19 protein-coding genes and 1 other RNA gene are annotated in these 20,545 nt (G+C 65.9%); 15 read left to right on the top strand and 5 right to left on the bottom strand.

Annotated features, from left to right (window positions below; translation table 11 throughout):
• The first annotated feature begins 174 nt into the window (after nt 1-174).
• Complete coding sequence (locus J6525_RS09060) at nt 175-1,194, top strand: patatin-like phospholipase family protein (protein ID WP_225643843.1); 1,020 nt, start codon at nt 175-177, stop codon at nt 1,192-1,194.
• Nucleotides 1,195-1,198: 4 nt separating this feature from the next.
• Nucleotides 1,199-2,650: a GntP family permease gene (locus J6525_RS09055; RefSeq protein WP_225643841.1), complete on the top strand. Its 1,452-nt coding sequence runs from the start codon at nt 1,199-1,201 to the stop codon at nt 2,648-2,650.
• A gap of 110 nt (nt 2,651-2,760) precedes the next feature.
• Here J6525_RS09055 and rnpB read toward each other — a convergent pair.
• Nucleotides 2,761-3,175, bottom strand: an RNA gene (gene rnpB, locus J6525_RS09050) — RNase P RNA component class A.
• A gap of 147 nt (nt 3,176-3,322) precedes the next feature.
• Here rnpB and J6525_RS09045 point away from each other — a divergent pair.
• Both J6525_RS09045 and J6525_RS09040 read left to right on the top strand, forming a co-directional pair.
• Nucleotides 3,323-4,222, top strand: a complete 900-nt coding sequence (locus J6525_RS09045; protein WP_092087653.1) for a LysR family transcriptional regulator — start codon at nt 3,323-3,325, stop codon at nt 4,220-4,222.
• Between the two features lie 105 nt (nt 4,223-4,327).
• On the top strand, nt 4,328-4,762 hold the full coding sequence (locus J6525_RS09040; RefSeq protein ID WP_225162841.1) for a PAS domain-containing protein: 435 nt from the start codon (nt 4,328-4,330) through the stop codon (nt 4,760-4,762).
• Between the two features lie 172 nt (nt 4,763-4,934).
• On the opposite strand, the gene J6525_RS09035 is transcribed toward J6525_RS09040, so the two are convergent.
• Both J6525_RS09035 and J6525_RS09030 read right to left on the bottom strand, forming a co-directional pair.
• On the bottom strand, nt 4,935-5,135 hold the full coding sequence (locus J6525_RS09035) for a hypothetical protein (RefSeq protein WP_028332559.1): 201 nt from the start codon (nt 5,133-5,135) through the stop codon (nt 4,935-4,937).
• 7 nt (nt 5,136-5,142) lie between these two features.
• Nucleotides 5,143-5,298 (bottom strand): hypothetical protein, encoded by a 156-nt coding sequence (locus tag J6525_RS09030; protein WP_225162843.1) that lies wholly within the window; start codon nt 5,296-5,298, stop codon nt 5,143-5,145.
• A gap of 228 nt (nt 5,299-5,526) precedes the next feature.
• On the opposite strand from J6525_RS09030, the gene J6525_RS09025 reads away from it, so the two are divergent.
• Both J6525_RS09025 and J6525_RS09020 read left to right on the top strand, forming a co-directional pair.
• Nucleotides 5,527-5,880 (top strand): YciI family protein, encoded by a 354-nt coding sequence (locus J6525_RS09025; protein WP_057014988.1) that lies wholly within the window; start codon nt 5,527-5,529, stop codon nt 5,878-5,880.
• Between the two features lie 94 nt (nt 5,881-5,974).
• The gene (locus tag J6525_RS09020; RefSeq protein ID WP_225643728.1) at nt 5,975-7,210 is read left to right on the top strand and encodes an RNA polymerase sigma factor; all 1,236 of its coding nucleotides are present in this window, start codon (nt 5,975-5,977) and stop codon (nt 7,208-7,210) included.
• 80 nt (nt 7,211-7,290) lie between these two features.
• Here J6525_RS09020 and J6525_RS09015 read toward each other — a convergent pair whose 3' ends face one another.
• Both J6525_RS09015 and J6525_RS09010 read right to left on the bottom strand, forming a co-directional pair.
• A complete protein-coding gene (locus J6525_RS09015) occupies nt 7,291-7,518 on the bottom strand; it encodes a hypothetical protein (RefSeq protein WP_016840052.1) in 228 nt (75 codons plus the stop codon).
• A 120-nt stretch (nt 7,519-7,638) separates the two neighbouring features.
• Entirely contained in the window at nt 7,639-8,505 is an 867-nt protein-coding gene (locus J6525_RS09010; RefSeq protein WP_076824121.1) for an N-acetylmuramoyl-L-alanine amidase, read from the bottom strand.
• Between the two features lie 581 nt (nt 8,506-9,086).
• Here J6525_RS09010 and rsmH point away from each other — a divergent pair.
• The 9 genes from rsmH (at nt 9,087) to murG (ending at nt 20,475) form a co-directional block, all read left to right on the top strand.
• Entirely contained in the window at nt 9,087-10,082 is a 996-nt protein-coding gene (rsmH, locus tag J6525_RS09005; RefSeq protein WP_225643726.1) for a 16S rRNA (cytosine(1402)-N(4))-methyltransferase RsmH, read from the top strand.
• Nucleotides 10,083-10,084: 2 nt separating this feature from the next.
• Nucleotides 10,085-10,534 (top strand): cell division protein FtsL, encoded by a 450-nt coding sequence (gene ftsL / locus J6525_RS09000; protein WP_092087644.1) that lies wholly within the window; start codon nt 10,085-10,087, stop codon nt 10,532-10,534.
• An 11-nt stretch (nt 10,535-10,545) separates the two neighbouring features.
• A complete protein-coding gene (locus J6525_RS08995) occupies nt 10,546-12,303 on the top strand; it encodes a peptidoglycan D,D-transpeptidase FtsI family protein (protein ID WP_050385389.1) in 1,758 nt (585 codons plus the stop codon).
• A 49-nt stretch (nt 12,304-12,352) separates the two neighbouring features.
• Nucleotides 12,353-13,810 (top strand): UDP-N-acetylmuramoyl-L-alanyl-D-glutamate--2,6-diaminopimelate ligase, encoded by a 1,458-nt coding sequence (locus J6525_RS08990; protein ID WP_225643724.1) that lies wholly within the window; start codon nt 12,353-12,355, stop codon nt 13,808-13,810.
• Complete coding sequence (locus tag J6525_RS08985) at nt 13,807-15,240, top strand: UDP-N-acetylmuramoylalanyl-D-glutamyl-2,6-diaminopimelate--D-alanyl-D-alanine ligase (protein ID WP_225643721.1); 1,434 nt, start codon at nt 13,807-13,809, stop codon at nt 15,238-15,240. The genes J6525_RS08990 and J6525_RS08985 overlap by 4 nt, the downstream gene beginning before the upstream one ends.
• A gap of 10 nt (nt 15,241-15,250) precedes the next feature.
• Nucleotides 15,251-16,357 (top strand): phospho-N-acetylmuramoyl-pentapeptide-transferase, encoded by a 1,107-nt coding sequence (mraY, locus tag J6525_RS08980; protein ID WP_016846578.1) that lies wholly within the window; start codon nt 15,251-15,253, stop codon nt 16,355-16,357.
• Nucleotides 16,358-16,466: 109 nt separating this feature from the next.
• On the top strand, nt 16,467-17,867 hold the full coding sequence (gene murD, locus J6525_RS08975; protein ID WP_225643719.1) for a UDP-N-acetylmuramoyl-L-alanine--D-glutamate ligase: 1,401 nt from the start codon (nt 16,467-16,469) through the stop codon (nt 17,865-17,867).
• 213 nt (nt 17,868-18,080) lie between these two features.
• A complete protein-coding gene (gene ftsW, locus J6525_RS08970; RefSeq protein ID WP_016846580.1) occupies nt 18,081-19,232 on the top strand; it encodes a putative lipid II flippase FtsW in 1,152 nt (383 codons plus the stop codon).
• 142 nt (nt 19,233-19,374) lie between these two features.
• On the top strand, nt 19,375-20,475 hold the full coding sequence (gene murG, locus J6525_RS08965) for an undecaprenyldiphospho-muramoylpentapeptide beta-N-acetylglucosaminyltransferase (protein ID WP_092088702.1): 1,101 nt from the start codon (nt 19,375-19,377) through the stop codon (nt 20,473-20,475).
• Nucleotides 20,476-20,545 lie beyond the last annotated feature (70 nt).

Below are 20,545 nucleotides of genomic sequence, written 5' to 3'. Positions count from 1 at the left end.
TTTTAAGAAACGTGGCCTGTGGCGGCACTGAAGCGATCGGTTCGCTTCGCTTCGAGTTGAGATAATATCGTTCGAAGTTCGCCGTCGGAATTGCGCAGCGACCGCAACTTTGTCTCGCATGTTCGGCTAAACTGCGACATAATGAGCGTCTCGCGTGCTGGTGAGCATGGATTCATGAACCGCAGCCCCGTGCTCGTAGACCTGGCGCTTCAAGGTGGGGGATCGCACGGTGCGTTCACGTGGGGTGTCCTGGATCGGCTTCTCGAAGAACCATGGTTTCAGATTGCGGGCATATCCGGGACATCGGCCGGAGCGATGAACGCAGCCGTGCTGGCGGATGGTTGGACCGCGGGCGGCGCTGCCGGCGCACGCGAAGCGCTTGAAAAATATTGGCGAAGCGTCTCGCGCGCCGCCGCATTCAGTCCGTTGCAACGGTCGCCGCTCGACCGCCTGATGGGACGCTGGTCGCTTGACAGCTCCCCGGCCTATCTCTTCACCGATTTGATGTCGCGGATGCTTTCACCCTATGACCTCAATCCGCTTGGCTTCAATCCGCTACGCGACATATTGAACGACAGTATCGATTTCGAGCGTCTTGCACGCGCGCCGATCAAGCTCTTCATCACCGCCACGCGCGTGCGTACGGGCCGCGGACGGATTTTTCGCAACGCGGAGATTACCGCGGAAGTCCTGCTCGCGTCGGCTTGCCTGCCAACGATGTTTCGCGCGATCGAGATCGATGGCGAGCCCTATTGGGACGGCGGCTACGCGGGCAATCCCACGATCACGCCGCTCGTTCGCGAGACCGACGCGCACGACACCGTCGTCGTCCAGATCAACCCGACCGAGCGTCCGGAGCAGCCGCGCACGGCCGCTGACATTCTCAACCGGCTTAACGAGATCTCGTTCAACTCGCCGTTGGCAAAGGAGCTGCGGATGATCGCGTTGCTTCGCCAGGTCGCCGATCCCGGTACAGGGGAAGGCGCCCGCTGGGCGCAGATGAAGACGCACCGGATCAAGAGCGACATGCTTGCGACGTTCGGTTCGTCATCCAAGCTTAATGCCGAATGGGCGTTCGTGGCGAAGCTGCACGAGGAAGGGCGGCGAGCCGCCGGCGAATTCCTCGAGGCGCATGGCGCCGATCTCGGTGAGCGTTCGACCGCAGATCTCGATATTCTGCTGGCGGAGTGCTGAGACGATGGGTCTTCTCGGCATTCTCGTCGGGCTTGGACTGCTGGTCTGTTTTGCTTTCCGCGGTTGGAGCGTGCTGCTGCTCGCGCCGCTCTGTGCGCTGGTGGCCGCAGCCTTCGGTGGCGAGCCGCTGCTTGCCAACTGGACGCAGACCTTCATGGGTAGTGCGTCGGAGTTTCTCGCGCAGTTCTTTCCTATTTTTCTGCTTGGCGCCGTGTTCGGAAAGCTCATGGATGACAGCGGCGCCGTCGCGGCGGTCGCGGGCTTCATCTCCCGGTGCCTGGGCGAACGCCGGATCATCCTTGCGGTCGTGCTCGCAGGCGCACTGGTCACCTATGGCGGCGTCAGCCTGTTCGTCGCCTTCTTTGTCATCGTTCCGATGGCGCAGTCGCTGTTTCGCGCGGCCGGGATTCCACGTCGTCTGGTACCGGCGGCGGTCATTCTCGGGACTTCGACCTTCACCATGTCGGCGCTGCCGGGCACGCCGTCGATACAGAATGCGATACCGATGCCTTTCTTCGGCACGACCCCCTTTGCCGCACCGGGCCTCGGCGTTGTCGCATCGATCATCATGCTGGGCGTCGGGCTGTGGTGGCTGCTTCGCGCGGAGAAGGCAGCGCATCGCGCGAAAGAGGGATATGGCGACGAGCCGCCGGTGCCGGCGGATGCAGCCGACGATGAGCTGTTGCGCGAGCGGGCTACGACGGCGCGGGAATTCGACCCGGCGGAGCTCCGCCACGGATATCACAGCGATGCCGCCGTCCCGATTTTCAACGCCTTGCTTCCCCTGATCGTCGTCGTCGCCGTCAATCTGGTGATGTCGCTGGTTGTGCTGCCTCGGCTTGATTTCTCGTTCCTGGCCGAACAGCGGTGGGGAAATACATCACTGGCTGCCGTGGCCGGTGTCTGGTCGGTTGTCGTGGCGTTGGCGGGAGCGATCGTGACGGTCATCCTCTGCAACTGGACGCGGCTGCCCGCACTGCGACGAACCATGGATGCCGGTGCCAACGCGTCGGTCCTGCCGGCGCTGAGCGTCGCAAGCCTTGTCGGATTCGGCGCCGTTATCGCCTCGCTTCCCGCTTTCGGCGTGGTGCGGGACTGGGTGTTGCGAATTGAAGGCGGTCCATTGGTGTCGCTCGCGGTCGCGACGAACATCCTTGCGGCGCTGACGGGGTCGGCTTCCGGCGGCTTGACGATCGCGCTCGATGCGCTGGGACGGACCTATATGGATCTTGCCGCGGAGGCGGGTATTGACCCCGGCCTGTTGCATCGCGTCGCGGTGATCGGTTCGGGAACGCTGGACATTCTACCTCACAACGGCGCTGTCGTTAGCCTGCTTGCGATCTGTGGGCTCAAGCATCGCGATAGCTATCTCGACATTGTCATGGTCGGCATTGTGAGTTCTGTCATTGCTCTCGCAGCGGTGATTGCGATCGGCACCGCATTCGGGTCGTTCTGACGCAAGCCGACGGGTTGGCTCTACTTTCCGCCGGCGCGCGTAGCTGGAACGATGCTGATCTGAAAATGGCGAGGGGCCCGGCGTGTCGCGCCGAGCCCCTCATACTCCAAGATATCAGCCGGCCTGTAAGCCGGGTTCTGTAGGGCACCATTCTCGCGAATGGTACGCGACGGCCATTCCTCTGGGACAAGGTTTGCACCTTGCCTCGGGCAACCTACCCGGACAGCGGGCCTGACATCGCCCTGCGGTGTTATCGCGCGTGCGCGAACTAACCGCGTTGCCGTCCCTATTCGGTTTTGCTCCCGGTGTGGTTTGCCATGCCATCTCCGTTGCCGGAAACGCGGTGCGCTCTTACCGCACCTTTTCACCCTTACTTCCTCCGAGGAGGGAGCGGTTCGTTCTCTGTGGCACTTTCCCTGGGGTCGCCCCCGCCGGATGTTATCCGGCACCGCATGTCGATGGAGCCCGGACTTTCCTCCCCCGCGGCCTTTCGGCGCTTGCGGGAGCGGCCGTCCGGCCGACTGACCGCGTACGCATGCGGGCTTTGGCCGCCCGCGTCAAGCGATTGCGATGGTTAACCTTGGCCTGGCGCCCGGCTGGCCCTCGATTTTGACATTCGCAGAGGAAGGGCCTTTGATATCGATTTGATCGATCCAAAGGTCGAGGCGCGCCATGGATACCGAACTGGCCCGGACGTTCCTGACGGTGGTGAGCGCCGGCAACTTCATCACCGCGGCCGAGCGGCTGCACGTCAGCCAGTCGACCGTCAGCACCCGCATCCATACGCTCGAGCAGCAGCTCGGCTGCGTGCTGTTCGTGCGCAACAAGGCCGGCACCACGTTGACGCCGGCCGGCCGGCAGTTTCAGCGCCACGCCTCGGTGCTGGTCCGCACCGTCGAGCAGGCGCGCCATGATGTCGGAATCCCCAAAGGGTTTTCCGCGGCGCTGGTGGTCGGCGGCCGCATCGGCCTTTGGGAAGAGTATCTGTTGCGCTGGCTGCCGCTGATGACGCGGGCGCATCCCGACATCTCGATCCGCGCCGAGAGCGCGCTCGAGCCCGAGCTGATGCAGGGGCTGGTCGAGGGACGCATCGACATCGGCGTGATGTACACGCCGCAGAGCCGCCCCGGGCTCAAGGTCGAGCAGCTGTTCGAGGAGCAGCTCATCCTGGTGTCGACCGATCCGAAGAGCGCGCCGGAGCCGGGGCCGGGCTATGTCTATGTCGATTGGGGACCCGAATTCTACGCGCGTCACGCCACGCTGTTTCCGAATTTCGCGGGCCCCGCGCTGACGGTGAATATCGGCTGGCTCGGATTGCAGCATCTTTTGGAGAATGGCGGCTCCGGATTCTTTGCGCGTCGTATCGTCGAGCCGCTCCTGAAGGCGCGGCGGCTGCACGCCGTTGCCGGTGCGCCTGGCTTTGCGATGCCCGCCTATGTCGCCTATCCGGCTGACAGCCAGGACGATCATCTGGCGCGCGCGGTCGAGACCATGCATCGGCTTGCCGCGTCGCAGGTTAATGCGAGCGCGGACCTGCCGCGGGCCAGGCCCGCCGCGCGGCGGCGGCGCTGACCGCGATTGCTATCGGCATCTCCGATCGATTCCATCGGCTTTCTTCGCTTGTCAGCGCAAACGTCCGCGTTCACAGCAGGATCGGGATCAGCAGGAGGTCAAACGATGGATATTGCGGCAGAAGTGGGAGACGCGTTGCTCAAGGGCGCCTCCGACGCGATCGTTGCGACCGATGTCGAAGGCCGCATCACCTTGTGGAATCCCGGTGCAGTCAGGATGTTCGGCTTCGGCGCCGAGGAGGCGATCGGGCAATCGCTCGATTTGATCATTCCGGAGAATCTGCGCGCGCGTCACTGGGCCGGCTTCCGGCACACGATGGCGACCGGGACGAGCCGCTACGGTCAGGGCGATCTGCTGTCGGTGCCGGCGCTGACCAGGCACGGGACGCGCATCTCCGTCGAATTCACCATCGTGATGCTGCACGATGCGGCGCACAAGGTCGCCGGCACCGTCGCCGTGATGCGTGACGTGACCAAGCGTTTCGAGGAGCTCAAGGAGTTGCGGCGCCGCGCCGCGCAGCAGGCCGGGACATCGTCGTAAAGGCTGTGAAGCCATGCCGTCATTGCGAGGAGCGGTAGCGACGAAGCAATCCATCGTTCCGCACATGCGGACAGATGGATTGCTTCGCTTCGCTCGCAATGACGCGGATAAGGCTACAGGCAAATGCCAGGTTCTCGGTCATCCCCTCCGGAGCCGGTCACGGCCGCTGGAGCTATTTTCCCGATCGCAGGCGGGTTTCCGCGAGCGCGGTCACGAGGCCGATGATCAGCATCGAGGCCACGATGTCGGCTTCCGCACCGAAACCAAATGCGATCACCGTCGCTGCGGCGACCGCCGCAAGGATCGCGATGGTCAGCCCTTCGTCGGCGATCAGCTGACGCAGCGCCTTCAGGCGCGTGGTACCCCGTTGCATTGCCTCCTCACACGCCGAGCGGATTGCCGCCCGCGGCGATGTTCGAGGCGACCTGACTGGCGTGATGGCGCGGTTTCGCCACGATCCGGTTGCGCAGGATTCGGTACAGCATCGACAGCAGGAGCCGGGAAAGGCGTGTGGCTGTCTGCGGCAGTGGTGTCATGGCGAAGTCCTCCGGGCATCCGAAGGCTACGCGCTGCCATGAATTTAACAAACGAATAATATTGGCGATTACTATCGGATTATCCGATATAAGCTGGCTCTGCGGCCCGCCGGGCCGGTGAGACATTCACGCCGGGCGGCCAAAATAATTTATCCTGACGATGTCGTCCTGCGTGTCGCCCGTTCGACTGGGTGTCGGCGATCCAGCCGATCAAGAGGAGTTCTCAAGATGCAATATCTGTTGCTGATCTACCGGAGCGACGCGGAATATGGCCGCATGAATGCCGACGACCGCAAGGCCCTGTCGGCGGAATATGGCGTCTACACCCAGTCCATCATCCAGAGCGGACACTTCAAGGCGGGTGACGGGCTGCAGCCGGTGTCGACCGCGACCACCGTTCGGGTGCGCGACGGCAAGACGCTGACGACCGACGGGCCGTTTGCAGAAACCCGCGAACAACTCGGCGGTTATTATCTGGTCGATGCCAAGGATCTCGACACGGCGCTCGGCCTCGCGGCGCGGATTCCCGGCGCCAAGACCGGCTCGATCGAAGTCAGGCCGGTGATGATCTACGACAAGTGATGGTTTCGTCGTTCCGGGGCGCGCGAAGCGCGAACCCGGAACCTCGAGATTCCGGGTTCGATGCTTCGCATCGCCCCGGAATGACGGTGAGACCATGACCCCCAGCCAGATCGAAAAAGTGTTTCGCGACGAGGCGGGCCGGGCGCTCGCAACGCTGATCCGTCTCGTCGGCGATTTCGACCTGGCCGAGGATGCGCTTCAGGATGCTTTTGCGGTGGCGCTGCAGCGCTGGCCGATCGGCGAATTCCCCTCCAATCCGCGTGCCTGGCTGGTCAATGTCGGCCGCAACAAGGCGATCGACCGCGTTCGCCGCGCGGCGACGTTTCGCGGCAAGCAGCAGGAGCTGACGCATCAAATCCTGCTCGATGCGGAGTCCTCGCCCGAGCCGGCCGATGCAACGCTCGACGACGACATGCTGCGGCTGATCTTCACTTGCTGCCATCCGTCGTTTGCGGCGGAGGTCCAGGTCGCGCTGACCTTGCGCACGGTGTGCGGGCTGACGACGGTCGAGGTCGCGCGCGCCTTCCTGGTGAGCGAGGATGCCATGGCGCAGCGCCTCTTGCGCGCCAAGCAAAAGATAAAACTCGCCGGCATTCCCTATGAGGTGCCGGAGCGTGAGGCGCTGGAGCCGCGCCTCACCGGCGTGCTCGCGGTGATCTACCTCGTCTTCACCGAAGGTTATGCGGCGACCGCCGGCGAGGATCTGATGCGGCCCGATCTTGCGCGTGAGGCGATCCGGCTGGCGCGGCTGATCGATGCGCTGATACCGGCGCGCGGCGAGATCAAGGGGCTGCTGGCGCTGATGCTGCTGCATGATGCGCGCCGCGCCGGCCGCCAGACCGCCGGCGGCGATATCGTGCTGCTCGAGGAGCAGGACCGTTCGCTGTGGGATTTCCAGCAGATCGCCGAAGGCCTTGAGCTGGTCGAGGAGGCGCTGCGGATGCCGGGCCGGCCGCAGTCCTACGCCGTGCAGGCGGCGATCGCCGCGCTGCACGCGCGGGCGCCGAGTTATCAGGACACCGACTGGCCGCAGATCGCCGGTCTTTACGAGGTGCTGCTGCGCATCAGCCCGTCGCCGGTGATCGAGCTCAATCACGCCGCCGCGGTGTCGATGGTCGATGGTCCGGCGCGCGCGCTCGACCTGATCGATGCGCTGGACGCGCGCGGCACTTTGAAGGGATATGACCAGCTGCCCGCGGTGCGCGCCGACCTGCTGCGCCGCCTCGGCCGCAAGGACGAAGCGCGCCAGGCCTATCTCGCCGCAACAGCAGCCACGCAACTCGAACCGCTGCGCCGGCTCTATGCGCGGCGGATCGCCGAGATGGGGTGACGCACCCCATCTCGTGCATGGCCAGTGACGGCGCGCCATTCATTGACGATGGTCAGCGCGCCGTGAGGCGTTGAGCGTGCTCAGTACCCTGTCTTTGCCTTGGCGCCGGTGCTCGATTGCCCGGTCGTCGTCCCCTTCGACATGCCGGTCGTGGTGCCGGGTGCCATCTTCTTCTGCGCGTGATGGACCTTCTGGGTCTTGTGATGGGTCGACGACATGGTCTTGCTTTGGGTCGACATAGCGCCAGCGGCTGCCGGAGCGACAATGAGGCCGACGGCGGCGGCTCCTGCGATCAGTGCTTTGAACATGGACGAATCTCCACTCGGACCGCCCCACCTACAAAGACCGCTCATGCCGAAAAGTTCCAACGTGCACGCACACTTGGCCGATAAATGCACCGCTCCTCGCGACGACGGACGGAGGCGAGCCTAGCTCGACGCGACCACCGTCGCCGCATCCGGCGGCAGGCTCTCGAGCAGCGCGTGCAGTGTGGCCATGGTGGAACGGTCGGCGATCCCGTCGATGCGCTCCGGGCGGAAGTGGCGCTGGAAGGCGGTGACGACCTCCATGGTCGGGCCGTCGAACTTGCCGTTGGTCGGGATGTTGTAGCCGTAGCGCCGGAACGCGGCCTGCATGTTGGAGACGCTGTCGCTGATCGCACCGAGCTGCAGCGCGTCGCCGCGCACGATCGGCGCCGGCTGCACCCAGTGCCCGACGCCGGAATTGGCCAGCGAGTGCCACGGGAATTTCTCGCCGGGATCCTTCTTGCGCGCCGGTGCCACGTCGGAATGGCCGAGCACGCGATGCGGGACCACCTTGCGGCGAAGCATGATGCCGCGGCACAGCGCGATGACGGCCGCGATCTGGCGCAGCGGAAAATCCGGATAGCCCCAATCGTGGCCGCGATTGACAATCTCGACGCCGATCGAGCAGGAGTTGATGTCGTCATCGCCGGCCCACGCGGACACGCCGGCGTGCCAGGCGCGCTTGCTCTCCGGCACGCACTGCACGATGCGGCCGTCCTCGAGCACGATGTAGTGCGCCGAGACCTCGGTGCCGGCCGTGCAGAGCTGGGTGATCGCACCCTCGACGTCGGGCATGCCGGTGTAGTGCAGCACGATCATGTCGGGTTGCCGGCCATTGGCGCGATCGCCGAAGTTCGCCGACGGGATCACGTCGGAGGCGATCGAGGAATCCGGCGTGAACGTCTTCGCGTCAGCCACCCCCTTTGGAACAGGGAGGGCGCGCTGACGCTTCGAATCAGCGTTGCCGGACGAAGACGAACTTGAAGCCATACGAATCACTCAAACCCGAACCAGGAGAAAGCATTTTGACATATGGATAAACAAATAGGCGTTTACTATTCCTTTACCGTGCGGGCCGCGCAATCGACCCCTGCCGGGTTCCATGATCCGCACGATGCGCCGCCCCATTGTGCCAGGAGCGGGTCGCGAGGGTATCACTCGAATGCGGATCAAAGCCGCGCGATTCCGCTAACCGATCATCAACGTTTTCTTAACGTTAAGTGCCGTTACTGAGAGGTGAAGTGCCGAACCGGTTTCGGGGGACGGCCAAAGGACGCTGAGCCCCGCTGTTTGCGCGAAATCCCATGGAAACCCTCCCAATTCCGGTCGGATATCAGGATTTGCGGCCGAGGACGGGAGTTGGCGCTGGCGTCACGCAGCGGCTTTTTCACGCGTTTTCGAGCGAAGTGGATACCGGTTCGCGTGAAGAAAACGCGTCAAGACAGGAATCCAGAGCCCCGTTCCGATCCAATCGGAACGAAGAGGGCTCTGGGCGCGAGGATTCGAGGCGCAATGAGTCGGCGCGCACCCAGCTTGCATGCCAGTTACGCGGCCCCGCCTGGGAGCGGCGCATGAGCGAGCGTGCGCCGCGTCACATTTCGGTGGTGGGCCGCGAGGCGGTCGCGTATCTCGCGCCGCGCGCCGGCGGCGTCTATGTCGACGCCACCTTCGGTGCCGGCGGCTACAGCCGGGCGATCCTCGATGTCGCCGAGACCCGCGTGATCGGCATCGACCGCGACCGCACCGCGATAAGCGGCGGCTTCGATCTGGTCGACGGCGCGGGCGGTCGGCTGACGCTGGTCGAGGACCGCTTCTCCAACCTCGCCGAGGTCTGCGCATCGCAGGGGGTGGATAAAGTCGACGGCGTCGTGATGGATGTCGGCGTCTCCTCGATGCAGCTCGACCAGGCCGAACGCGGCTTCTCGTTCCGCCTCGGCGGTCCGCTCGACATGCGGATGACCCAGAGCGGCCCGACCGCGGCAGATGTGGTCGCGTCGGCTTCCGAGAAACAACTCGCCGACATCATCTATATCTTCGGCGAGGAGCGCCATTCGCGCGGCGTCGCCCGCGCCATCGTCGCCGCGCGCAAGGACGCGCCGATCACGACGACCGATGCGCTTGCCGATATCGTCGCGAAGGTCGTGCGCGCCAAGCCGAACGAGATCCATCCGGCGACGCGGACCTTTCAGGCGCTGCGCATCTTCGTCAATGAGGAGCTCGATGAGCTCTATCTGGCGCTCGCAGCGGCCGAGCGCGTGCTGAAGCCGGGCGGCCGGCTCGTCGTGGTTTCGTTCCATTCGCTGGAAGACCGCATCGTCAAGAATTTCCTCAGCCTGCGCGGCAAGGTCTCCGCCGGCTCGCGGCATTTGCCCGAGTTGGCGCATGCGGCGCCGAGCTTTCAGATCCTGACCAAGCGTCCGGTGACACCCGATGAGGCCGAGCTTGCCGCCAATCCGCGCGCGCGATCGGCCAAGCTGCGTGCCGCCGAACGCACCGCGGCGCCGGTGCACGCCGACGACGACCTGCCGTCGTGGCCGCGACTGTCCGACCTGAAGCGGGGAGGGTGACGATGCGCCTTCTCCATCTCCTCGTCATCGGCATGCTGATCTTCGCGGCGTCCTATGTCTACCGCATCAAGATGGAATCGACCGCGCGCGTCGAACGCGTGCTGCAGCTCAATGCCGAGATCCGCGAGCAGCGCAATGCGATCGCCGCGTTGCGCGCCGAATGGGCCAAGCTCGATGCGCCGCTCCGGCTGCAGGGGCTCGCCGAGCGCCATCTGCCGCTGAAGCCGGTCAACGCCAACCAGTACGATTCCCTGAAGAGCCTGCCGGAGCGGCCGCCGAGCTTCACGCGGCCCGGTTCGCGCGATCCGATCGGCGCGATGATCGACACCATCGAGGCCGCCGCGGCGCCCGACAGCACGACCGGATCGATCGACAAGGCGGCGACCGACCAGCCGGCCGCCGACCAGCCTGCGCCCGAAGACTCCGGGCTGGGCGGGGGAGACCAGCAATGACGGGACCAGCCATGACCGATCCGGCACCCGCCAACACACCGGCCGTGAAACCCGCCGAGCCATGGAACCAGCGGCTGATCCGCACGCTGCTGTATGGCAGCAATGTCGACCGCGCCGCCAAGGCGCGCGCGCGTGTCGGTCTTGCGATCCTCGCTTTCGCCGCGGTCTATTGCGTGCTAGCGGGGAGGCTGGTGCTGTTCGCCGTCGGCGCCGACAGCCATGGCGCGCGCCGCACCGCCTCGCAAGACGCCATCGCGACCGCGCGGCCCGACATCACCGACCGCAACGGCGAAATCCTCGCCACCGACGTCAAGGCGCCGAGCCTGTTCGCCGAACCGCGCCGCCTGATCGACAAGGACGAGGCGATCGAGCTTTTGACCGGAGCCCTGCCTGATCTCGACACCAGCGAGGTGCGCGACCGCCTGTCGTCGCGCAAGGGCTTCGTCTGGCTGAAGCGCGAGATCACGCCGAAGCAGCAGAGCGACATCCATCGCCTCGGCCTTCCCGGCGTCGGCTTCCTGCGCGAGAACAAGCGCGTCTATCCGACCGGCAACGAGGTCGCCCACCTGATCGGCTTGGTCAACATCGACAACCAGGGCATCGCCGGCATGGAGAAGTGGCTGGACAGCAACGGTCTGGCCGATCTGCATCGCGCGGGCTTCGCCACCGACCGGCTGCAGAAGCCGGTGGAACTGTCGGTCGACCTGCGCGTCGAGCACGCGCTGCGTGACGAGCTGCTCAAGGCGAAAGAGAAGTTCAAGGCCAAGGCCGCCTCCGGCCTCGTCTCTAACGTCCGCACCGGCGAGATCGTGGCGATGGTGTCGCTGCCGGATTTCGATCCGAACAATCCGAAGGAGGCGCACGATCCCGATCGCATCAACCGCCTGACCACCGGCGTCTACGAGATGGGCTCGACCTTCAAGGCGTTCACGCTGGCGATGGCGCTGGATAGCGGCCGGTTCGACCTCAACTCGATGTGGGATGCGCGTGGCCCGCTGCACTACGGCAAGTTTGCGATCCATGATGATCACAACATGGGCCGCATGATCAACATGAAGGAGGTGTTCTACTATTCCTCCAACATCGGCGCCGGGCGCATTGCGCTGGCGATGGGCGTCGACGCGCACAAGGCGTTCCTGCGCAAGATGGGCCAGCTCGAGCGGCTGCGCACCGAATTGCCCGAGAGCGCGTCCCCGATCGTGCCGAAGAAATGGGGCGAACTGAACACCGTCACCATCTCGTTCGGTCACGGCATCGCGGTGGCGCCGCTGCAGGCGGTGATGGGCATCGACGCGCTGGTCAATGGCGGCTACCTGATCCCGCCGACCTTCCTGAAGCGCACCGAGCAGGAGGCGATGGCGCTCGCCAAGCGCGTCATCAAGCCCGAGACCTCGGACAAGATGCGCTATCTGATGCGGCTCAATGCCGAGATCGGCACCGCGAAGAAGGCCGACGTCAAGGGCTACTATATCGGCGGCAAGACCGGCACCGCGGAGAAGGTGATCAACGGCCGCTACGCCAAGAAGCGCGTGCTCAACGCATTCACCGCGATCCTGCCCGCCGACAATCCGAAATACCAGCTGCTGATCATGCTCGACGAGCCGCAGCCCCTGAAGGAAACCTACGGGTTCATCACCTCGGGCTGGAATGCGGTGCCGACCGGCGGCAATGTGATCGCCCGAATTGCGCCGCTTTTGGGCGTTGAACCGCGATTCGACCTGCCGCCGTCCGACCGCCTTATTCTTGCGGCATCCAGAACAACCCAGTAAGGCGTATACTCACGCGGCGCCAGAACGGCGCCGGCCAGACTGGAAGATCATGAGACTTCGCGACCTCTTCAGCGATGATGCCACGATCGATCCGAGTGCCTCCTCGCTCATTGTCGGAGGGCTTGCGGTCGACAGCCGCGCGGTGAAGCCGGGCGACCTGTTCTTCGCGCTGGCTGGCAGCAGGACCGACGGTGCGCGCTTCGTCGATGCGGCGATTGCCGCCGGCGCGGTCGCGGTCGCCAGCGACCATCTGCCGCAAGGTCACGCGCGCGCCGCCTTCGTCATCACGCCGAATCCGCGCCGCGCGCTGGCGCTCGCCGCGGCCAAAATCTTTTCCCGCCAGCCGGCGACGATCGCGGCGGTGACGGGCACCAGCGGCAAGACCTCGGTCGCAGCGTTCACGCGCCAGATCTGGCAGCGGCTCGGACATTCCTCCGCCAGCATCGGCACGATCGGCCTCGTGTCGGACAAGCGCACGGTCTACGGCTCGCTGACCACGCCGGATCCGATCGCGCTGCATCGCCAGCTCGACGAGATCGCAAGCGACGGCGTCACCCATCTGGCGTTCGAGGCGTCCTCGCACGGCCTCGACCAGTATCGTCTCGACGGTGTGCGCATCGCCGCCGGCGGCTTCACCAATCTGTCGCGCGACCACATGGACTATCATCCTGATGTCGCGCATTACCTCAACGCAAAACTGCGGCTGTTCCGCGATCTGGTCGCGCCAGGCGGCGCCGCGGTGATCTCGGCCGATCATGACTGTTCCGCCGAGGTGATCGATGTGGCGCGCTCGCGCGGCCTGCGCATCATCGCGGTCGGGCGCAACGCCGACGCAGGCGAGGGCATCAAGCTCCTCGATGCCGCCATCGAAGGCTTTGCACAGAAGCTCCTGATCGAGCACCGCGGACGCAAGCACGCGATCCGGCTGCCGCTGGTCGGCGAATTCCAGATCGAGAATGCGCTGGTCGCGGCCGGGCTTGCGATCGGCACCGGCAGCGCCGCCGACGACGTGTTCGGCTGCCTCGAACATCTCGAAGGCGCCAAGGGCCGGCTGGAATTCGTCGGCGAGCACAACGGCGCGCCGATCTTCGTCGACTACGCCCACAAGCCCGACGCGCTCGCCAAGGCGCTGCAGGCGCTGCGGCCCTATGCCAGGCGCAAGCTGGTCGTGATCTTCGGCGCCGGCGGCGACCGCGACGCCGGCAAGCGTTCGATCATGGGCGCGATCGCGGCAGAGAATGCCGATCAGGTCATCGTCACCGACGACAATCCGCGCAGCGAGAAGCCGGAGGCGATCCGCGCCGCGATCTTGGCGACGGCGAAGGGCGCGCGCGAGATCGGCGACCGCGCCGCGGCGATCCGCGCCGGCATTGCCGGCCTCGCGCCGGGCGATGCGCTGGTCGTCGCCGGCAAGGGCCACGAGGTCGGGCAGATCGTCGGCAACACGACGCTGCCGTTCAGCGATCATGAAGCGGTCGCCAGTGCACTGGCTGCGGAGGGCGCATGAGCACGATGTTGTGGACCTCGGATGCGATGGCGACGGCGATGCGCGCCGCCACGCAAGGCGCGCTGCCGGACGGCGTCACCGGTCTCTCGATCGACAGTCGCACCATCGCGCCCGGCGAGGCGTATTTCGCGATCAAGGGCGACGTCCATGACGGCCATGCCTTCGTCGAGGCGGCACTGAAGGCCGGTGCCGCGCTCGCGGTGGTCGAGACCGCGCAACGGGCAATGTTTCCCACTGACGCGCCGCTGCTGGTGGTCGACGACGTGCTCGCCGGCCTCGTCGAGCTCGCGCATGCCTCGCGCGCGCGGCTCAACGCGCAGATCGTCGCGGTGACCGGCTCGGTCGGCAAGACCTCGACGAAAGAGGCGCTGCGCCGCGTGCTGTCGGCGCAGGGCGAGACCCATGCCTCGGTGGCGTCGTTCAACAATCACTGGGGCGTGCCGCTGTCGCTGGCGCGCTGTCCGGCCAGCACGCGCTTTGCGGTGTTCGAGATCGGCATGAACCATGCCGGCGAGATCACGCCGCTGGTGAAGATGGTGCGCCCGCACGTCACAATCATCACCACGATCGAGCCGGTGCATCTGGAATTCTTCGCCGGCATCGAGGCGATCGCCGACGCCAAGGCGGAGATCTTCGCAGGGCTCGAGCCCGATGGCGCCGTCGTGCTCAACCGCGACAACGGGCAATTCGCGCGGCTGCAAAAGCGGGCCAAGCAGGCCGGCATCTCGCGCATCGTCTCGTTCGGCACCGACAAGCGCGCCGAGGCGCGGCTGCTCGACCTGTCGCTGCACGCGACCTGCTCGGCGGTGCATGCGGATATTCTGGATCACGACATCACCTACAAGATCGGCATGCCCGGCCGGCACATGGCGATGAACTCGCTCGCGGTGCTCGCCGGTGCTTCGCTGCTCGGCGCCGATATCGCGCGCGCGGCGCTGTCGCTGTCGCAGCTCGAGGCGCCGACCGGCCGCGGCTTCCGCCGCACCCTCGAGGTCGGCCATGGCGAGGCGATGCTGATCGACGAGAGCTACAACGCCAACCCGGCCTCGATGGGGGCCGCGCTGAACGTGCTCGGCCAGGCCCAGACCGGGCCGCATGGCCGGCGCATCGCCGTGCTCGGCGACATGCTCGAGCTCGGGCCGACCGGGCCCGAACTGCACCGCGGCCTCAACGAGGCCGTGACCGCCAACCGCATCGACCTCGTATATTGTTGTGGTCCGTTGATGCGGAATCTGTGGGATGCCCTTTCCACCGGCAAGCGGGGAGGCTATGCCGAGAGCTCGGCGGCGCTCGAGGCGCAGGCGGTCGCCGCGGTCCGTGCCGGTGACGTGATCATGGTGAAGGGCTCGCTGGGATCGAAGATGAAGCTCATTGTCAGCGCGCTGGAAAAACGCTTCCCCGACAAGGCCGCGCACGAAGAAGCGGTATAGGACTCCTCGAATGTTCTACTGGTTGATCGAACTGTCCAACACCGTTCCGGGGTTTGGGGCGTTCCGCAGCGCTTTGAACGTGTTCCGCTACATCACCTTCCGCACCGGCGGCGCGATGGTGACCGGCGCATTGTTCGTGTTCCTGTTCGGGCCCTGGATCATCGATCATCTGCGGCTGCGGCAGGGCAAGGGCCAGCCGATCCGCACCGATGGTCCGCAGTCGCATCTGATCTCCAAGAAGGGCACGCCCACCATGGGCGGGCTGATGATCCTGTCCGGGCTCGTGGTGTCGACGCTGCTCTGGGCCAATCCGCTCAATCCCTATGTCTGGATCGTGCTGGCGGTGACGCTCGGCTTCGGCTTCGTCGGCTTCTATGACGACTATTTGAAGGTCACAAAGCAGTCGCACAGCGGCTTCGCCGGCAAGTTGCGGCTCCTGATCGAGGCGGCGATCGGGCTCGCCGCCACCTACGCGCTGGTCCGGCTCGGGCGCGACGTGTCGTCGACCTCGCTCGTGATTCCGTTCTTCAAGGACCTCGTGATCAATTTCGGCTGGTTCTTCGTGATCTTCGGCGCCTTCGTGATGGTCGGCGCCGGCAACGCGGTGAATCTCACCGACGGCCTCGACGGTCTTGCCATCGTGCCCGTGATGATTGCCGCCGCAAGCTTCGGCATGATCTCGTACCTGACCGGCAACGCGGTGTTCTCGGATTATTTGCAAATCAATTACGTCGCCGGCACCGGCGAACTGGCGGTGCTGTGCGGCGCGGTGCTTGGCGCGGGCCTCGGCTTCCTCTGGTTCAACGCGCCGCCGGCCTCGATCTTCATGGGCGACACCGGTTCGCTGGCGCTCGGCGGCATGCTCGGTGCGACGGCGGTTGCGGTGAAGCACGAGATCGTGCTCGCCGTGATCGGCGGCCTGTTCGTGCTGGAGGCGGTCTCGGTCATCGTCCAGGTCACCTCGTTCAAGCTCACCGGCAAGCGCGTGTTCCGGATGGCGCCGCTGCACCATCACTTCGAGCAGAAGGGCTGGACCGAGCCGCAGATCGTGATCCGGTTCTGGATCATCTCGGTGATGCTGGCGCTCGCCGGCCTCTCCACCCTCAAGCTGCGCTGATGGCTTCGCATCCCATTGACTGTCATTCCGGGGCTCGCGCAGCGAGAACCCGGAATCTCGAGATTCCGGATAACCGCTGCGCGGTTTCCGGAATGACAGGGAGATAGACATGATCCCGGTCACCTCCTTCTCCGGCAAGACGGTCGCGGTGTTCGGGCTCGGCGGCTCCGGGCTCGCGAGCTGCCACGCGCTGAAGGCCGGCGGCGCCGAGGTGATCGCCGCCGACGACAAAGCCGACAACGTCGTCAAGGCGGCGCAGGCCGGCTTCACCACCGCCGATCTGCGCACCGTGTCGTGGGCGAATTTCGCCGCATTGATCCTGACCCCGGGCGCGCCGCTGACCCATCCGGCGCCGCATTGGAGCGTGCTGAAGGCGCGCGAGGCGGGGTGCGAGGTGATCGGCGACGTCGAACTGTTCTGCCGCGAGCGGCGCCGTCACGCGCCGAACGCGCCGTTCGTCGCCATCACCGGCACCAACGGCAAATCGACCACCACGGCGCTGATCGCGCATCTGATTGATGTCGCCGGCTACGACACCCAGATGGGCGGCAATATCGGCACCGCGATCCTGTCGCTGGAGCCGCCGCGCATGGGCCGCGTCCACGTGATCGAGATGTCGTCCTACCAGATCGACCTCGCACCGTCGCTCGATCCGTCGGTCGGCATCCTGATCAACATCAGCGAGGATCACATCGATCGCCACGGCACGCTCGAGCATTACGCCGCGGTGAAGGAGCGGCTGGTTGCCGGCGTACAGGCCGGCGGCACCGCGATCACAGGCGTCGACGACATCTGGTGCCGCAACATCGCCGACCGGCTCGATCGCGCCGGCAAGCATGTGGTGCGCATCTCGGTGAAGAACCCGCTGCCCGACGGCCTCTATGTCGAGCACGAAACCATCGTGCGCGCATCTGGCGCGGCGCGCAGCGAGATCGCGCGGCTAGGCGGCATCGGCTCGCTGCGCGGCCTGCACAATGCGCAGAACGCCGCCTGCGCCTCGGCCTGCGCGGTGGCGATGGGGATCGCGACCGACGTGCTGCAGAACGGCCTGCGCAGCTTCCCGGGTCTTGCGCATCGCATGGAGCAGGTCGGCCGCCGCGGCAACGTGCTGTTCGTCAACGACTCCAAGGGCACCAACGCGGATGCGGCCGCGCATGCGCTGTCCTCGTTCGCCGACATCTACTGGATCGCCGGCGGCAAGCCGAAGGCCGGCGGCATCACCAGCCTGACCGAATATTTCCCGCGCATCCGCAAGGCCTATCTGATCGGCGAGGCGGCGGCCGAATTCTCCGGCACGCTCGGCGAGCGCGTCCCGCACGACATGTCGGGCACGCTCGACGTCGCGATCGCCAGCGCCGCGCGCGATGCCGAGGCATCGGGGCTCGCGGAAGCCGTCGTGCTGCTGTCGCCGGCCTGCGCCTCGTTCGACCAGTACCGCAATTTCGAAATCCGCGGCGCCGCCTTCCGCGACATCGTGCAGGCGCTGCCGGGCGTGAAGCCGGTGGTGTGACGACACGTAGGGCGGATTGGCACAGCGTAATGCGCGACGCTGGGGCCGCGGTAGCGTCCATTATCAAGTCGGTGGTTATGGGTCCTGGCTTTCGCCAGGACGACGTCGGGATGGGGGCTCATTCACCTCCCTCAAAAGTTACCCATCCCGTTAACCCCTTGGAAACCATCCTGCGCCACGAATGGACGTTATCTCTGCCATCTGGGGACGCCCATGCTCGCCCGTGACCAACGCACCCCGTTCTCGGACTGGTGGTGGACCGTCGACAAGCTGCTGCTTGTCGCGATCGCCGCGTTGATGCTGGCCGGCGTCATCCTGTCGCTGGCGGCGAGCCCGCCGGTGGCGACCCGGATCGGGCTCGATCCGTTCCACTTCTTCAACCGCCACGTCATGTTCCTGGTGCCGTCGCTGATGGTGCTGATCGGCGTCTCGTTCATGACGCCGCGGCAGATCCGGCGCACCGCGCTGATAGTGTTCGCGGTCTCGATAGCGCTGATCGTGCTGACGCTGTTGGTCGGACCCGAGGTGAAAGGCTCGCGGCGCTGGATCACGCTGCTCGGCGTCAACATCCAGGCCTCCGAAGCTGCAAAACCCTCTTTCGTCATCGTCGCGGCCTGGCTGTTTGCGGAATCGACCAAGCGGCCGGAGATGCCGGCGACCTCGATGGCGCTGGTGCTGCTGCTGACGCTGGTCACGCTGCTGGTGATGGAGCCCGACTTCGGTCAGACCATGCTGATCCTCACCGTGTGGGGCGCGCTGTTCTTCATCGCGGGCATGCGGATGATCTGGGTGTTCGGGCTCGCCGGCGCGGCGGGCGCGGGCCTGTTCGGCGCCTATCTCCTGGTGCCGCACGTCGCCGGCCGCATCAAGCGCTTCATGAATCCCGCCTCCGGCGACACCTTCCAGGTCGACACCGCGATGGAGGCGTTCTGGAACGGCGGCTGGTTCGGCCTGGGGCCGGGCGAGGGCATCGCCAAGCGCAGCCTGCCGGACAGCCACACCGACTTCGTATTCGCGGTCGCGGCGGAAGAGTTCGGCATCATCCTCTGCCTGATGCTGGTCGCGCTGTTCGGCTTCATCGTGATCCGCACGCTGACCCGCGCCTATGCCACCGAGGATATGTTCTCGCGCTTTGCGGCGTCGGGGCTTGCGATCCTGTTCGGCGTGCAGGCGACGATCAACATGGCGGTCAATCTGCAACTGATCCCGGCCAAGGGCATGACGCTGCCGTTCATCTCCTATGGCGGCTCCTCGTTCGTGTCGCTTGCCTATGGCGTCGGCATGATGCTGGCGCTGACGCGGCAGCGGCCGCGCACCGAGATCGAATCGATGGAAGGCGCCAGCGCTCAGCGCGCCTACGCGTAGGTGAACCCTTGTTGTCATTGCGAGGAGCGAAGCGACGACTTGTCCGCCGAAGCCTCGGCGAAGGCGGAAGCAATCCATCCCTCCGTTCTGCGGGGCGATGGATTGCTTCGCTTCGCTCGCAACGACGATGTAAAAGGCGGCCATGGACAACGCGCCCCTGATTCTGCTGGCGGCCGGTGGCACCGGCGGCCATCTGTTCCCGGCCGAAGCGCTCGCCGTGGAATTGATCAGGCGTGGCCTGCGCGTCCGGCTCGCCACTGACGGCCGCGCGCTGCGCTATTCCGGCCTGTTCGGCAGGGAGAGTATCGACCTCGTGCCGAGCGCGACCGTGCGCAGCCGCAACCCGATCTCGCTGGCGCGCACCGTGCTGATGCTCGGCTATGGCACGCTGGTCGCCGCCAACCTGGTGCGCCGGCTGAAGCCCGCGGCCGTGGTCGGCTTCGGCGGCTACCCGACCTTGCCGCCGCTGATGGCGGCGCGGTTGCTCGGCGTTCCCGGCATCATCCACGACGCCAATGCCGTGCTCGGCCGCGCCAATCGTTTCCTCTCTGCCCGCGTCAACGCGATCGCGACCTCGCTGCCCGGCGTGCTCGATCGCGATCCCGCGCTGGCCGGCAAGGCCACCACGGTCGGCACGCCGATGCGGCCGGCGATCCTTGCGGCCGCTGCGGTGAAATACACGTCGCCCGAGGCGAACGGGCCGCTGCGCCTGCTCGTCGTCGGCGGCAGCCAGGGCGCGCGGGTGATGAGCGATATCGTGCCGCCCGCGATCGAGCAGCTCGCGCCCGCGCTGTGGAGCCGTCTGATCGTCACCCAGCAGGTGCGCGAAGAGGACATGGATCGGGTGCGCGCGGTCTACGACCGGCTCGAGATTAACGCCGAGCTCGCGCCGTTCTTCGCCGACCTGCCGGCGCGCCTCGCCTCGAGCCAGCTCGTGATCTCGCGCTCGGGCGCCGGCACGGTCGCCGAGCTCGCCGCGATCGGCCGGCCCTCAATCCTGGTGCCGCTGCCGGGCGCGATCGATCAGGACCAGTTTGCCAATGCCGGCGTGCTGTCGCAGGCGAGCGGCGCGCTGCGCATCGCGCAGGGCGACTTCACGCCCGAGCGGCTGGCCGCCGAGATTTCGGCCTTCGCCGCCGAGCCCGTGAAACTGACCACGATGGCGGCGTCGGCGCGCGGCGTCGGCCGGCTCGATGCCGCCGAGCGGCTGGCCGATCTGGTTGCGAAAGTGGCCGGAATTTAGGCCGCTTTCGAGGAATTTCGGCCGTGGGACGCCATGGCCGGGCTTGTCCCGGCCATATCAGTCTTTCATA

Source organism: Bradyrhizobium australafricanum (genome assembly GCF_020329495.1).
In the GTDB taxonomy this organism is placed as follows: domain Bacteria; phylum Pseudomonadota; class Alphaproteobacteria; order Rhizobiales; family Xanthobacteraceae; genus Bradyrhizobium; species Bradyrhizobium australafricanum.
Note: the sequence above shows the minus strand (reverse complement) of the source record. Positions and strands in the feature narration are given on the sequence as shown.